7 protein-coding genes and 1 riboswitch are annotated in these 16,459 nt (G+C 43.4%); all 7 genes read right to left on the reverse strand.

All coding sequences use genetic code 11. The features are described 5' to 3' along the window. A partial coding sequence (locus FXF70_RS15890; RefSeq protein WP_262368856.1) for a non-ribosomal peptide synthetase occupies positions 1–7,781 on the reverse strand: 7,781 nt, incomplete at its 3' end. Between the two features lie 147 nt (positions 7,782–7,928). After that, a riboswitch (cyclic di-GMP riboswitch) is annotated at positions 7,929–8,022 on the reverse strand. Positions 8,023–8,390: 368 nt separating this feature from the next. Continuing rightward, positions 8,391–9,194, reverse strand: coding sequence for an ABC transporter permease (locus tag FXF70_RS15895; RefSeq protein WP_008347828.1), 804 nt, complete (start codon positions 9,192–9,194; stop codon positions 8,391–8,393). Then, entirely contained in the window at positions 9,187–10,056 is an 870-nt protein-coding gene (locus tag FXF70_RS15900; RefSeq protein ID WP_008347830.1) for an ABC transporter permease, read from the reverse strand. Before FXF70_RS15900 ends, FXF70_RS15895 begins: the two co-directional genes overlap by 8 nt. Then, positions 10,056–11,147 (reverse strand): ABC transporter ATP-binding protein, encoded by a 1,092-nt coding sequence (locus FXF70_RS15905; RefSeq protein WP_148780701.1) that lies wholly within the window; start codon positions 11,145–11,147, stop codon positions 10,056–10,058. The genes FXF70_RS15900 and FXF70_RS15905 overlap by 1 nt, the downstream gene beginning before the upstream one ends. A gap of 8 nt (positions 11,148–11,155) precedes the next feature. After that, positions 11,156–12,241 (reverse strand): ABC transporter substrate-binding protein, encoded by a 1,086-nt coding sequence (locus FXF70_RS15910; protein ID WP_148780703.1) that lies wholly within the window; start codon positions 12,239–12,241, stop codon positions 11,156–11,158. Next, the gene (locus FXF70_RS15915; protein ID WP_148780705.1) at positions 12,238–14,223 is read right to left on the reverse strand and encodes a hydantoinase B/oxoprolinase family protein; all 1,986 of its coding nucleotides are present in this window, start codon (positions 14,221–14,223) and stop codon (positions 12,238–12,240) included. Before FXF70_RS15915 ends, FXF70_RS15910 begins: the two co-directional genes overlap by 4 nt. After that, positions 14,213–16,282 (reverse strand): hydantoinase/oxoprolinase family protein, encoded by a 2,070-nt coding sequence (locus FXF70_RS15920; RefSeq protein WP_148780707.1) that lies wholly within the window; start codon positions 16,280–16,282, stop codon positions 14,213–14,215. Before FXF70_RS15920 ends, FXF70_RS15915 begins: the two co-directional genes overlap by 11 nt. Positions 16,283–16,459 lie beyond the last annotated feature (177 nt).

Below are 16,459 nucleotides of genomic sequence, written 5' to 3' on the forward strand. Positions count from 1 at the left end.
AGAATGCCGATGCGGTCTCCCGGTTTTGTGCCGCTGGACATAAGTCTTGCGGCGACTGTATTCGCCCGGTTGTTCAGCTCTTCATACGTCCAGCTTGTGCCGAAGAAAGTTACGGCTTTTTGATCAGGTACTTCCTGTGACTTCGCCTCAATCAATGCATGAACCGTTTGATCTGTCGGGACATTTAGGATAAGGCCTGACCATTCATCAAGCAGTTTTTGCTGCTGCGCTGGTGATAATAATTGCATCTGATCTAATAATTGATCTGGTGCTGACACCATTTGTTCGATCAAGTAAAGGAAATACTCCTTCCACTTCTCAATCGACGACCGTTCAAAGATAGAAGAATTAAAATCAAACACAAGCTCGATTTGATCGTCAGATTCGTTTCCAGTTAAGGTTAAGTCAAATTTCGCTATGTTCTCATTGAACGGCTGGGGAATGATATCAAGTCCATCCATCGACAAGTCACGAATATCTGCATTTTCCATCGAGAACACCACATCAAAGATTGGATGACGGCTTGTGTCGCGAACCGTTTGCACTTGGTCCACCAATTCTTCAAATGGGTAAAGTTGATGTTCATTTGCCGCTAACACAAGCTCATGAACTGTTGACGCAAATTGAGAAAATGTCTGGTGTCCTTCTGGTTTTGTTCTGAGTGCCAGCGTATTCACAAACATGCCGATGACTGATTGAATATCAGGATGGGTTCTGCCCACCACTGGAGAACCGATCATGATGTCTTCTTGTCTCGAAAGCTTGCTTAAAAGCGTACTGTAGCAAGCAAGCAGTACTGTATACGTTGTACTGTTGAGTGATCTAACCAGCTCATCCAATTGCGCTTTAAGCGCACCGTCTATAGAGAATTCGACGCTGCCCCCTTCAAACGTCTGAACCTTTGGTCTCGGAAGATCCTCAGGCAGTGCCAAAACAGGCAGTTCTCCTTGTAATTGTTCCAACCAAAAAGCCGCTTCAGCCTCTTTTTTCACAAGAGATTCTTCACTGTTTGACCAGACCGCATAATCCTTATATTGAATAGGCAATTCATCAAGTTCGTCTCCTCGATACAAGATCGATAGCTCATCAATTAAAATACCGACAGACGCACCATCTGAAATGATGTGGTGCATATCAATCAACAGATAATGAACACTCTCCGATTCAGACACAAGTCCCACTCTAAGCAGCGGCGCTTTTTCTACATCAAATGGACGGATAAAATCATTCATTAATTGCTGAATGTCTCGGCCTTCCCCTTCGATGTTTTCAATGTTCACAGAAACATTCGTTTCAATTCGCTGAACAGGTTCACCCTGAACGAAGTCAAAGCTCGTACGGAATGCTTCATGACGATGAACAAGCTGGTCAATGGCTTTTTTAAATCGTTTTTCATCAAATACACCTTCAAGCTTTAAAGCAGCTGGCATATGATAGCTCTGCTCGGCATCTGTCATTTTTTGCAGAACAAACAATCTTTTCTGAGCAGATGTCACAGGATAAAAAGCCGCTTCTTCCGCTTTCTCCACTCGTCTGATTTCAGTTCGATCTGTTTGATCCACCGCAAGGGCAAACGCCTCTAAAGTGGGTGATTCAAATAATGTTTTCAACGTACATTCCACATGCATCTCTTCATAGAGCCTGTTCAACATTTTCATGCCGCGCAGTGAATGACCACCGCATTCAAAGAAATGATCACGTCTGCCGATTTTCGGAACTTCAAGAACTTCCTCCCAAATGTGTGCCAATATACGCTCTGTATCTGATTGAGGAGGGACGTATTCATTTGAAGCCTGCTCACTTACATCAGGTACCGGTAATGCTCGTCTATCTACCTTGCCATTCCCCGTTAGTGGCAGCTCGTCTAATTGCATGAAGAAAGCTGGCATCATATAAACAGGGAGTTCTCGTCCTGCTTGCTCACGTAAATCCGACAGCGGAACAGCACCTTCTGCTGTGAAATATGCACACAATGTATCATTTGATATCGCAATGACAACGGCTTCTTTCACTTGCGGATGCTGCAATAGCTGGTGTTCAATTTCCCCAAGCTCGATACGCTGCCCTCGAATCTTGACTTGATGATCGATTCGCCCAATGAATTCAATATCTCCATTTGACAGCCATCGTGCGAGATCGCCCGTTTTGTACATGACTTCACCAGATCGGAAAGGATTTTCAACAAACTTTTCGCTCGTTAGTTCTGGCTGGTGATAATACCCCTTGACCAGTCCGTCACCTGCGACACAAAGCTCTCCAGCTACTCCCGGCGGCTGCACATGTCCAAACTCATCGACAATATAAACAGCTGTTTGACTCACCGGCTTTCCGATCGGAATCGACAGTGCTTGTTCTTCAATGTGATTCACCGGATAATACGTTGTAAAAATCGTGCTTTCAGAAGGTCCATACATATGAATAAGTTTGTCTTCTCCAACCGTTTCAAGGGCTGCCACAACATGCGGCACAGAAGCACGTTCCCCGCCAAACAGCACTTTTCTGACGTTTTTCAGGCTGCCTTTTTTCATATCAATCAGTAAGTGAAATAGAGCGGTCGTGATCATTAAAATACTGACTTTTTCCTTCTCAATCGCGCCAGAAAGCTCATTCATATTTAAAATGTGATCCTTTGGCAAAACAATGAGTTTCGCTCCGTTCAATAAAGCGCCAAACACATCAAACATAAATGCATCAAATACATAGTTTGAAAGGCTCATCAACGTGTCTTCATGATGAATGGTGAGATAATTCGACTGCTTCACTGTTCTCAAAATGTTCCGGTGCGTCACCATGTTCCCTTTAGGTTTGCCTGTCGTACCAGATGTATAGGTTAAATTCGCCAAGTCCAAAGGCGAAACACATACAACTGGATTGCTCTCTGACTGCTGATCAACGGCTTGATCTTCTGTTTCTATGATTTTCCCTTCAAACGCAGTAAGCACAGAACGATGACGCAGCACCTGATGGGTCAGGACAAACTGTGCACCACTATCTGTCAAAAAGTGCTTGATGCGCTCATCAGGGAAGTCAGGATCGATTGGCACATAGACACCGCCAGCCTTTAGCACAGCTAAAACGGACAACACCATCTCATTGGAACGTTCAAAGAATAAAGCCGCTGTCATCCCTTTTTCAAAACCATGTTCACGTAAATAATGAGCCAGCTGGTTCACTCTGCGATTCAGCTCTTGATAAGAAAGAACCTCATCTTTATATTGCAAAGCAGGCTGATGACCATGCTGCTGTACTTGTGATTCAAATTGCGTCACAATGGTTTCTTCCACAGGATAAGGCGTAGGTAACGGGTTCCACATCTTCAATTGAGCCGCTGCCTCTTGTTCAGACAGTAAGCGGTATGATTGAATCGCTTGCTCCGGCATTTCGACCATCTGCTCCAGAAGATAAACATAATGCTTGAGCATCTGCTCGGCAGTACTTCGTTTAAATAACGCCGTACTGTAATCGAGAACAAAGGAAAGACCATGACTTGACTCCGTCGCTTGAAGTGTGAGATCAAACTTTGCAATATGGAAATTGGTTTCCTCGACTTCGACTTTCATCCCTCCAATATGCTGGGTTGTTGAATGATCTGGCGTTAGAGTAAAGACCGTATCAAATAATGGATGGCGGCTAAAATCTCTTTGCACATTTAGCTTTTCAAGCAGCAGCTCGAATGGATATTGCTGATGCTCAAACGCCCTCATCGTCTTTTCCTTTACTTGCTCAATCAACTGCGTCATTGAACCGTTCGGATCTACCTCTGAACGTAAAGCAAGTGTTTGGACAAACATGCCGATCATGTCATTCAAATCTGCATGCACCCGGCCTGCTGTTGGCGTCCCCACCACAAACTCCTTTTGACCTGTGTATTTCGCAAGCAATGTATAGTAAGCAGAAAGCAACACCGTATACAGCGTCGTATGATGATTCGCTGCAAGCTCCTGCAAACGGCCTGTTAACGTCTCATCGATGTTCCTGAGAACGCGGTCTCCAGTGAAAGACTGGACAGCCGGACGCTGATAATCAGTTAGCAGCTGCAAAGCAGGGATATCTCCTGAAAATTCTTTCAGCCAGAATGCTTCATCGATTTGACCGCCTTGCTCTGCCTGTTGTTCTTGCCAAACAGCATAATCTTGATATTGAAGCTTCAATGGCGCTTTCACTAATCCCTCATATACGTCAGACAGCTCACGCAGCATCAAATCAATTGAAAGACCATCTGAAATCAGATGATGCATATCGAAATAGAGAAGATGCTCCCGGTCATGTAAAGACTGTAGACCAACACGCAAAAGCGGAGCCTGCTCAAGATAAAAAGGTCGGACGAATTGACGCATGTTTTCTTCCATCGTACTGCCTGTCACCTGTTCTATTTGAAATGGGACGGATGAAGCTACCCGCTGACGAGGGACTCCTTTGACTGTATGAAAAGAAGTGCGCAGCACATCATGACGTGCGATCAGTTTTTCAAAAGCTCCCTCCAACTTCTCTCGTTGCAGCGTTCCTCTTAATTTCACAACGGCAGGCATATGATAGGCGATGCTCTGCTCCAGCTGAGTCACCATATAAACACGCTGCTGCGCTGGTGACAGTGGATAATCGGCGGCAGTCGGTGCTTTCGGTATGACCACTTGTGAAGACTTTTCCGCTTGTTCAATATAAACAGCAAGTGCTGCAATCGTTTGCTGTTCAAATAAAACAGATAAAGGGACCTCCACTTGAAAAGCCCGCTGAACGAGTGTAAGAACTTTCATCGCTTTGAGTGAATGCCCGCCTATGTCAAAGAATGAGTCGTACACACCTATGTTCTCTTGATGAAGAACGTCTTCCCACAAACGAACAAGCTTCGTTTCTACATCGTTTCTAGGCGCTACATAAACAGCACTGACAGCCTTATCTCCTTTTAATGCAGCAAGCGCACGCCGGTCGACTTTCCCGCTAACTGTCAGTGGAAATGCCTCAAGCTGCTTGAAATAAAGCGGCATCATATAAGCTGGCAGCTGATGTTTGATAGCGGCTTGCAGGGTGTCCACGGAAAGAAATTCTTGTCGTGCTTGATAGTAAGCACTTAAAGCCTTTCCACCGTCCGGTTCATCCACGACAAGCACGACAGCCTGATGGACTCCGTCTACCTGCTCCATGACTGCCTCAATTTCACCTGTTTCGATGCGGTAACCTCTTATTTTTACTTGGTCATCTATTCTTCCAAGGTAATCAATTGTGCCGTCTGGAAGCCATCTCACTACATCACCTGTGCGATACATCCGGTCTTCAGGGAAAAATGGATCTGGTCTGAATGCCTTCTCCGTTAATTCAGGCTGATTCACATAGCCCCGTCCAACTCCTATTCCCGCAATGCATAGTTCTCCCACAGCTCCCTGCACCTGTAGTTGTTCATGTTCATTTAAAATATAAATCCGGTGATGGCCCAGTGGCTTTCCAATTGACACATAGCGCTGTTCTGGTGACTTCTGCAGCTCACTGAGATCTAGACGGTGAACCGCCGCATCCACACACGTTTCTGTCGGACCATACACATTCCACAAGGCAAAATCCGGCTGGCTGACACGCACAGCTTCAATTAGCGCCTGCGCTGCTTTCGCAGGGAGTGCTTCTCCCCCAATCAGCATGTGAGTCAGTGCAAGCCCATCCAAATCAGCTGCAAGTAAAAGCTGCACATGTGCTGGCGTTCCATCTGTTGCTTTGATTTGATGTTCATTGTAATAAGCCGCTAGCTGTACACCGTTTCGTGTCGTTTCTCTTGGCACAATATGAAGCGTATGTCCAAATAAAAGAGCAGCAAAGATTTGTTTAACAGATGCATCGAAATGGAATGGTGCAAGAAGCGCCACTTGAAGCTGATTTGCCCCCTCATACACTTCGTGATGCAGGGCATGAACCAAATGATGCAGCTGAAGATGCTCGATCATCACTCCCTTCGGCTTTCCAGTCGTACCCGATGTATAAATGAGATAAGCCAAATCCTGTGATGTCGTCTGATCGATCAGCTCAGGCAGCGGACGATCTTCTAATTCCATATGCTGCTGGACAATCATTTTTTCCGCAATGGATGAATATCGCTGAACAAACGATTCTTCTGTTAAAACGATAGAAGCACCAGAATCTTCTACAATAAATTGAATGCGTTCCTCAGGTAATGCCGGATCGATCGGTACATATGCACCGCCAGCTTTTAATATCCCAAAAATGGCAGCCATCGCATCTGCCGTCCGTTCCATTAAAACGGCAACTGGTACATCACGCGAGACACCTTTCATCTGTAAAAATCGTGCCAGTTTGTCCGCTTTTTGATACAGCTCTCCATAAGTGAACGTTCCATTTTCCGCTACCACAGCTGCCCGTTCTGAATACGTTTTAGCTACCTCATCAAATAAGTGGTGAACTGGTTTCGCTCCTGGTAAATCAAATGCTTCTCCCTTAGATAATTGAAGCAGCTGCTTTTGTTCATCTGCTGGCAGTAAAGAGAGAGCCCCAATCAGCTGATCTGGCTGAGAGACCGCCGCCTCCAGCAAAATGATCAATCGATCAAACAGCTTACTCATATCGTCTTCACTAAATAGGTCTGTACGGTAATCCAAATCAATGGTCAATGTATCTGTATCCCAGCGGTCTTTCACATGAATCGATATATCATTCATTCCGCTTCCACTAAAAATCGGCTCCGTAATGAACGAAAGATTCTCTTTTTTCTGCCACTGCATGACCTGATACTCTAAAGAAATATCAAACAGGCGTCCTGTAAATCCATCTCTTTCCCTTAAATCATTCATGAGCACATTGTAAGGATATTTTTGATGACGCAAGATCTTCATCTGATCCGCCATGACTTGCTTCACGAAATCAAGAAATGTGAGGGATCCTTGCACAGATGCGCGCATCGGAATGGTCGACACAAACATCCCAATCATCTTTTTTTCCTTTGCATTTGTCCGATTGCCCATAAAAGTTCCAAGGACCACATCCTCCATGCCGCTAAATCGGTGCAAGTAAATATAGACAGCGGACATAAACATAGAAAGCATACTGACTTTCTCTTCTTCACAAAAGACTCGAAGCTTCTCCTTTAAAGAATCAGGAATATCCCCTGAAAATCTCTCCGCATGTAAGCTCATCTCGTAACCTTTATGCGGTGTTAAAGAAGCGAAATCTGGAATATTGGCAAATTGCTCGTTCCAAAAAGCTTGGTCTTTCTGAAAACGTTTAGAAGATTCATACGTTTGCTCACTCATGATGTGATCAACGAAGGAAATGTCTTCAATTGGGGAGATGTCTGTCCCCTGCAGCATGTCATGGTATAGATCAATGATTCGGTTTCCCATCAAGATAATTGAAATACCATCAGCCACAATATGATGTGCTTTACAGAACAGCCAGCACTCTTGATCACTGATTTGAAAGACCGTAAATTCAATTAAGGAACGATCAATCAGTTCCATCGGCTCACGAATCTCCTCGTTCGCCCACGCCCTGACTTCCTTTTCACTCCAGCCTTTCACCAAACGAATCGGCTGTTTTTCATATGGCTTGATATATTGAACGGGCTCCTCCTGCTCATGTTGATACACCAGCCTTAAACGAAGAGAATCAGTTTCACGAATGTACGCTTGAAGCACATCCACGATCAAAGAAGGATTTAGACCTGATACGGATCTTAACTTGGCAAACCCACCCAAATTAGAAATACTTGTGCCTGGATAAAATCTTTCCGTGTAGAATACTCGCTTTTGCGCATGTGTTAAGGGGTAATAAACTGTACTCATTCTCATCCTCCGCTCTTCTATGTTTTCTCCACCAACTGTGATACCCTGCACCCTCTATATCAAAAGAACCAAGTCTATTTCATTAAAATAGACGGAATAACAGAAAAGGAGCCCACCCCGAATAAAACGGAGGGACTCCCATTTTGATTCGGTAACCTGCCGACCATAGCAAAAAAGGAAACTTTTACCTTAGGACATGGCTTTGCGTCTCTATGTTTCCATAGATTTGCCTTTTTCTTCTTTTCTTTTAGATATTTTCTATTTACGTCCACTTTATATGAAATTATTGTTTTTTTCACCGAAAAATGGGTGTAAAGATTCATGCGTTATGCCGAAGGGATCACATCATAATTTACGATATTTACCGAAAATAACTAATAATAGTTGCGTTCCACCGAAAATAAATGACCAATTACCGCAAAAATTTCATGTTTTTCCTTAAATTTTGCAAATATGACCGAAAATGTAGGAGAGAGGTCTCCTATCATGCCTCGCATTTTCTTAAACCTTAAGAACTACATTCCATAAAACTTTGAATATTTTTACCATAAAAAACAATACAAAAAGAGCTGTCATTTCAAATGACAGCTCCTTGTTTCTTCATTATATTTACATCACCTTAGACAGACCAATCGTTTTCTCAATAATGAGCAACGCAATGATAGAAATGATAATAAATATGACAGATATCGCATTGACACTCGGATCAAAAGTTTGCTCAATGTAATTAAACGTCCTCACGGGAATCGTAATGGTTTGAGGTGAAGAAACGAACAAACTAATCGAGATTTCACCAAATGATGTCACAGCAGAAAACACCCCACCTGCGATAATGCCAGGCTTGATCAAGGGCAGTGTCACACGAAAGAAAGTACGTATGGGCCCTGCACCAAGATTCATGGAAGCTAGCTCAAGACGTGGATCAAGATTTGAAACACTGACACCCACGGTTCGTACCACATAAGGAAAACCAATGATGACATGCCCAATGACTAATGCCCACAAAGACCCTGTAAAGCCCATAGCCGTAAACAAATACAGCATCGCAATCCCTAATACCACCTGAGGAATCATAAGAGGTGACAAAATAAAGGCTTGAACAGCTTCCTTTCCCTTAAAGGAAAGCCTTGCTAAAGCATAAGAAGCCATCGTTCCTAAAAGAACAGTAAGCGGCGTCACAATCAATAACAGAATCACGCTGATACGCAAAGATTCCATCCATTCTGGATTCGACACGACCTCATGAAACCAACGAACGGAAAACGAAGTCGGCGGGAATTCAGGAAAAGCATTCGGACTAAAAGCAGAAAGAACAATGACAAGAACAGGTACGGTTAAAAAGAGATAAACGAGTGAGCCTGCGGTCCATATCAGAACCGAAAGCAAACGGTCACTTATTGATTTTTTACGCATGCATCCTCGCCTCCCAACGCTTCAATAGATAGCTTAATAGACTGACGACCGCTAGCACACAAATCAATAAAGTAAAGGACATCGCAGCGGCAAGAGGCAAATTATACACCTGCATGACCTGCTGATAAATGGACAGTGGCAAGAGCGGCTGCATCCGTCCGCCGACTAATAGAGGAGTAATATAACTTCCTGCTGCAAGTGAGAAGACAATAATTGCTCCGGTGATCATGCCTGGAATCGTAAGCGGCAAGGTCACATGAAAAAATGTCCGAATACGACCAGCACCAAGACTCATAGAAGCCGGTCTTAAGTGACGGTCCATATCAGTTAAGCTCGTTGCAATAGGCAGCACTGCAAAAGGCAGCATCACTTGAACATAAGCAATAATGACCGCATTCATATTCCACAGCATCGATAGCGGTTTCTCAATCAGATGTAAATCGATCAGCATGCCATTGATCAAGCCATTTTGCGAAAGAAGCACGATCCATGCAAATGTCCGAATGACGACACTCGTCAAAAGCGGCGATACAAGTAAGATATAGAAAAAAGCCCGCAACCTTGGGTGAGGTGCTTTCACTAGCACATAAGCTGCTGGATATGCCATCAATAAACAAATCACCGTTGTCTGTAAGGCCACCCACACAGTACTTCCAATTGCTTTCACATATGCATCTGTCGTAAAGACATGTAAATATTGAGACAAACTATAGGATTGTAACGTATTCATCATCGAATCCACATCACGAAAACTGAGGACAAACATCATCACAAGCGGAGCAAGAAGGAATACAACTAGAAACAAACAAGCTGGCAGCAGCATAAACCAATGAAAGCGCTGATTCTTTTTTTTGATTCTCATCACGCATGCACCTTCGAATCTAAAAACACAATATCTTCAGGCTGCCAATGAATATGCACAATTTCTCCAACTTGAGGCAGCTCGGGAAACGCTGCGTCTGATGCATGGACAATGATTTCACCTTGATTAAGCCCAACGACCAAACGTAAAGAGTGCCCAATATAACTGACATCTGCCAACACGCCTGTGACATGATTTGGCTGAACTTCATCCCCGCCAGAAGATAACTTGATTCTCTCAGGACGCAGCATGAGTAAATGCTTCTCGCTCTTCTCTTTAAATGCGGCAGCTTTTAGCTGAACTTGCTTCCCGTTTGATTGAATGAAATGTGGAACAGTGTATGTGGAAGTAACTTCATCATACTCCGCTTCAAATAGATTGACCTGTCCGATAAATTCAGCAACAAAACGATTATTTGGCTGACGATATACTTCTAAAGGTGTCCCAATCTGCTGAATTTTCCCCTCACCTAATATCCCAATTCGGTCAGAAAGACTTAGGGCTTCCTCCTGATCATGCGTCACAAGAATAGTCGTAATTCCGACATTCCGTTGAATATTTCGCAGCTCCGTCTGCATATTTTTTCTTAGCTTTGCATCTAGGTTACTGAGTGGTTCATCCAGAAGGAGAACAGCCGGCTGGATAGCAAGTGCACGTGCAATTGCGACCCGTTGCTGCTGACCACCACTTAATTGGTGCGGCATTCGTTTGGCAAATGACTCTAATTGAACAAGAGCCAAGCTCTCCATCACCTTTTGCTTGATTTCCGCCTTCTTTTTCTTTTGAACCTTCAACCCATATGCAACATTATCAAATACGGTGAGATGTGGGAAAAGTGCATAGCTTTGAAAGACCATCCCCGTTTTCCTTTGATAAGGAGGTAAAGTCGTCACATCCTGATCACCAATATAGACGACTCCTTTTGTCGGTTCTAAAAAACCACCAATGATATTGAGTAAAGTTGATTTTCCGCAGCCACTAGGGCCAAGAAGGGAGAAAAACTCTCCCTCTTTTACCGTAAGACTGACATCATCAAGAGCAATCTGCTCGCCAAAATGCTGGCTGATATGTTCTAAATTGATTCCACTCATGCGATCACCTATTTTCCTCCGCCTAGTACTTCATTCCATCGATTTGTCCATTGACCGAGCTCTGAAGTCGCTGTTTCGTAATCTACCCAAGTCAGCTTGCTATAATAATTTTCGCCAACCTTCACTTTTCCCTTAATTTTGTCTCCGTATTTCACATCAGAATTCGACATGCCATAGTAAGATTTATCTGAGAAGGCTTCTTGAGCTTCTTTCCCACTAAGGTAGTTTAATAGCTTATAAGCCGCTTCCTCATGCTGACTTCCCTTTGTTAGCGCCCAGCTCGCAACTGCTGCCACAGCGCCTTCTTTCGGATATGAGAATCCAATATCCATCCCTTCTTCTTCAAGTGCAAATGCTCGGCCATCCCAATATGGAACTGCCGTCACGTCACCACGTTCTAACAGCGTTTGAATAGACCCTGGGTTATCAGGAAAAGCAGCTACACGCCCTTTTAATTGTGCGAGGCTTTTAAATGCTTTATCAATATCCTTAGGATTTGATTCTGTCCCTCCTTGAGCATGGACAAGTGCAGAGAAAAATTGTAAGCCTGCTGAATAAGTTGGGGAAGAAATCGCCACTTTCCCTTTCAGCTGATCGCTCCATAAATCTGTCCAGCTGTTTGGCTCCTGTTTGACAAGATCTTTTCTATAAGCAATTCCAAGCTGTCCCATACTAAAGCCTGCTGCATATTGTTTTCCATCAACAGTGAGTTTCTTTTGAACAGAACGATAAAGCTTTTTCACATTTGGTGCTTGATCTTCATCAATAGGCGCAAGAACGTTTGCCGCAATACCTCTTTGAATCGTATCAGGCTGTAAAATAAGCAAATCATACGGTGGATTTTTACCATTAGATGCTTTTAATTTTGTAAACCATTCAGAATCTGCCCCAGAGACCGTTTGTACTTTAATGCCTGTATCCTTTTCAAACTTTTCGAGGATTGGCTTAATATTCTTTTCCCAATCCCCTCCGTAGACACCAACGATCACAGTCTGCTGCTTTTTACTTTGGTCCTGCCCATTTCCACCGCATGCAGACAGTAGTAACATGACGGATAGGACACCTGCAAATATGGTCATTAATCTTCTTTTCATAATTCGTTTCCCCCTTTTTGTTGATTCAACTGATGAAGTGCTTGAATAATATCCATCTTTGTTAATGGTTCCTGTCTATGACTAAAATGAGAATGAACCGCATGTTTATAGTGCGTACGCTCATTTGCTGGGTATGAACGAAGCTGCACAGCAAGCTCACTGCTGGCTTCGTCCGTCCACACTTTCTCATAAGCTGCTCTTTGTTTTCCAAAATCCCAAGCGACAGCATCAGCATCATTCATCTTTTCACGAAGCCTGCTCGTCTGTTCGTCATCAATTTTCCATTCATTATGATCTCGATAGACTTTGACGCCATATTGCTGAAGTGCTCTTTCTTCACTTAATAGCCCTGCTTCCACTTCATGAAGGACTTTTTCTTTCGTTCTAGAAAATGGATTCCCCCATCCTCCCCCACTTGGTGAAACCAATTGAACAATATCGCCTTTTTCAAGACGCATAACATCAATTTTCGGCTGGTTTTTTGTCTCCCCATTTGGTTTGGTCAATTTCACCTCACCAATTGCTCCTGCACGTCCGCCCATTAACCCCCAAGGTTGAAACTTCATTCGTTCCATTCCTCGTGCCGTCACCATCGATTCTGGCTTGATCATTTCAAATTCTAAACCAATCGCATGTCCCCCTCTATGTTCCCCTGCTCCACCTGTGTTCGGCAGCAGTTCATATCGGTGTACATGAATATCAATATGATGTTCCAAGCTCTCGATAGGTGTATTTTTTAAAAAGCCTGACGAATGATCAATTCCATCGACTCCATCAGTCCCTTTTTGAGCACCGCCGCCTCCGCCTAACGGTTCGACCACAGACATTTTTCTGCCTCCTGTTTGATCATCAGGAACAGAGAGAACGACGATAGCGGATTGACCTGCACCTGCCGCCGGCACTGCTTCAGGCAACAGCTTACCAATAGCACCTAGCACGACATTATACAATCTCATTGTAATGGAATGCCGAATACCGACAGAAGCCGGATATTCTGGATGGACAAGCGTTCCTTTAGGTGAAATCACGTCTATCGGATACGTAATCCCACCATTAATCGGAATAAAAGGATCTTTACTAATAATGTAATTGATCAATCCTTGATATAAGAAGGAGTGCTTTTGACCATTGGTGACAAGATTAAAAGCTGTCTTAACTTGCGGGTCACACTCAGAGAAGTCCAGTGTCAGCTGTTTCCCTTTGACCGTCAGCTTGATCTTTAATCGGATCGGCACGTCCGAAATCATATCATCATCCAAGTAATCAGCGAATTCACTCGTTCCATCAGGAATGGCTTCAATAACTTTTCCTGCGCGATCCTCTGCTTGCTTCAGCAGATCAATCATTCCTTGCTTCACTTCGTTTTTTCCGAATTTCTCGATCATTTCTTTTAGTCTGATTTCTGCTGTATTAACAGCGGCAATCATCGCATTAATATCGCCATCATTTAAATGACTCGCCCGGCTATTAGCTCTTAAAAAGGTACGAACAACCTGATTCTCTTTTCCACCTTCATAGATTTTCACTGGTGGAATTCTTAATCCTTCCTGATGAACATCTGTTGCAGTTGGAGAAATGCTTGAAGGGACAAGACCTCCCACATCACTTACATGAACAAAAGACCAGGCATAACTGACAATTTCATCTTCTATAAAAATAGGTTTGATGATATGAACATCTGGCAAATGAGTCGCTAAACCGTCTGTCGTATAAGGATCATTTGTGATGATAATGTCACCCGGCTGCATCGGTCCGCTTTCTTCAATCGCTTTTTTGAGACTCAGCCCTAAAAAGATCGTGACACCGACTGTTTTTGGGTAAACAAAGAAATCTCCAGAAGGCGTGGCTAATGCTGTGGCAAAATCCGCCGATTCTTTTACGAATGTTGTAAAGGATGTCCGCTCGATGACATGTCCCATGCCTGATGCAATCGCATTAAAATAACTCCTCATCATCTCAAGCTTTGCTGGATCAGTTCCCATGTAAAGCCGCCTCCCTTGAAATCACCAAGTTTCCTGAATGGTCTATGCTGCCTGCCCAGTTTGGCAAAATCAATGTTGTCGTATCATCTTGCTCAATGATGGCAGGTCCTTTCACAACAGCACCTAATGACAAAGTACTCCGATTGTAAACAGATGCTTCGTACTCTTTTTCTTCTATAAAGATTCGTCTGTATGATTGTGGTATTAAAGGCTGTCCGCTGCTTTCATCACCAAGAGAGAAAGGCAGTGGAGGCGTTTCCCCTATAACCCGAACTCGCAAATGAGTAAATTCAATGTTCGCCTGATCATCTCTATGGCCATATTGACGCTCATGCAGGTTGTGGAAAGCTTCAATCAGGTGATAGACGTCTTGTTCCTGCTTTAGCCAATCCACCGATAATGGCAATTCAATCTCAAATGCCTGTCCTTGATAGCGGGCATCTGCTAATAACAAAATGGACGTTTGTTTGATATGTTGAATGTTTTGCTGGCTGAACCAATCCGTTGCTTTGCGAGAAAGCATTTCATAATCTTGTTTTAATTCGTCAATCGTATAGTCTTGTAAGCAGATTTTCTTAGACAACACAGCATCATGGATAAAATCGGCTGTAAGTGCACCTAGCGCACATAATGTTCCTGGACTTGGAGGGACGACCACATTTTTTGCATGAATTTCTCTCGCAAGGAAATTCGCAACAACAGGCCCTGCCCCGCCAAATGCCAACAAACTAAAATCTCTAGGATCAAACCCTTGCTGCTCCATGACATTGCTTAGTTCTGTGTACATATTGGCAACAGCCACTTGAATCAACTGGTCAGCCGCCTGTTCGACCGTTTTATGAAGCTGATCAGCAATTGGCTGAAAGGCTATTTCCGCTGCAGACCGCTGCAATTGTAAATGTCCTCCGGCAAACCGATCTTGATTGAGGTAACCGCATATGAGAAATGCATCGGTTAAAGCAGCTTTTTTTCCCCTTCCATACGAAGCAGGTCCAGGCTGCGAGCCAACTGATTCCGGTCCTGCTTTAAGAAGCCCGCCTTGATCAAGCCATGCGACAGAACCTCCGCCAGCCCCTATCGAATACATTGCAACAGATGGAAGAATGATCGGAAATCCTGAAAGCTGATTCGATTGAGCCATTGTAGGCTGCCCATTTTGAATGATCGAGATATCTGCACTTGTGCCACCAACATCAAACGTAATTAAATTGGGTTCATTTGCAGATGTTGCAATTCTTGCTGCACCAATTACACCAGCTGCCGGGCCAGAAAAAAGTGTTTTAACGGGTGAAGTAGCTGCACTTTCTGCATCCATTAAACCACCATTTGATTGGGTAATGTATGGAGAAATTGGTACACCTTCTTCTTTCAAGCGGCTTTTCAACGTTTGTAAATATTGTTTCACCTTTGGTTGAATGTACAAATTGACAACAGACATCACTGTCCGCTCATATTCCCTCATTTGGGGCCATAACTCAGAAGACGTCAGGACTTCTAACTGTGGGTAATGATGATGAATATAGGCTTTTGCCTGTAATTCATGAACTGGATTCTGATAGCTATGTAAAAAAGAAATGACAATGCCTGCTAGTTTTTTAGAGATGACCTGCTGGACAGCATCATCTAATTGCTGCAGTTGGAGAGGTTTTTTGATCGAACCATCGTGTATGAGCCTTTCAGAGATTGGATATACATGTTTTCGTGGTATCAATGGTTCTGGCAATTGAGAATTGAAGTCATAAGGAATGGGTAGACGTAAACGCTGTAATGACAAAATGTCTTGAAAACCTTCCGTTACAAAAAGGGCTAAATCTGCTCCCTTTCTCTGCAATAATGTATTAAGACCGATTGTCATCCCGTGTACGAGATATTGTATTTTGGATAAATCGACACCTCTTTCTTTTAGAAGTTTCAGCCCATTGATAATTCCTTGAGCTGGGTCATCTGTCACTGTAGGTGTCTTGAGTTCAGTCAGCTCCCCTGTCGCTTCATTCATCAGCGATAAATCAGTAAATGTTCCACCTATGTCTATTCCGAGCCGATAAGAGACATCCGCCATTTGTACTTCCCTCCTGCAATGTAATTGGAATCATATTTTGATAAATTACGACATTTTTTGATATTTGACTCCATATTATTAAAGCATATCGGTCTAGTCAATTTTATTTTTTTGAAATTTCTGTGTGTTAAAATCTTGAAATTAGCCTAAAAACCAATCATAAAGCCATTTTGCATC

The organism is Bacillus sp. Y3 (genome assembly GCF_008123875.1).
Taxonomy (GTDB): Bacteria; Bacillota; Bacilli; order Bacillales; family Bacillaceae; genus Bacillus; species Bacillus altitudinis.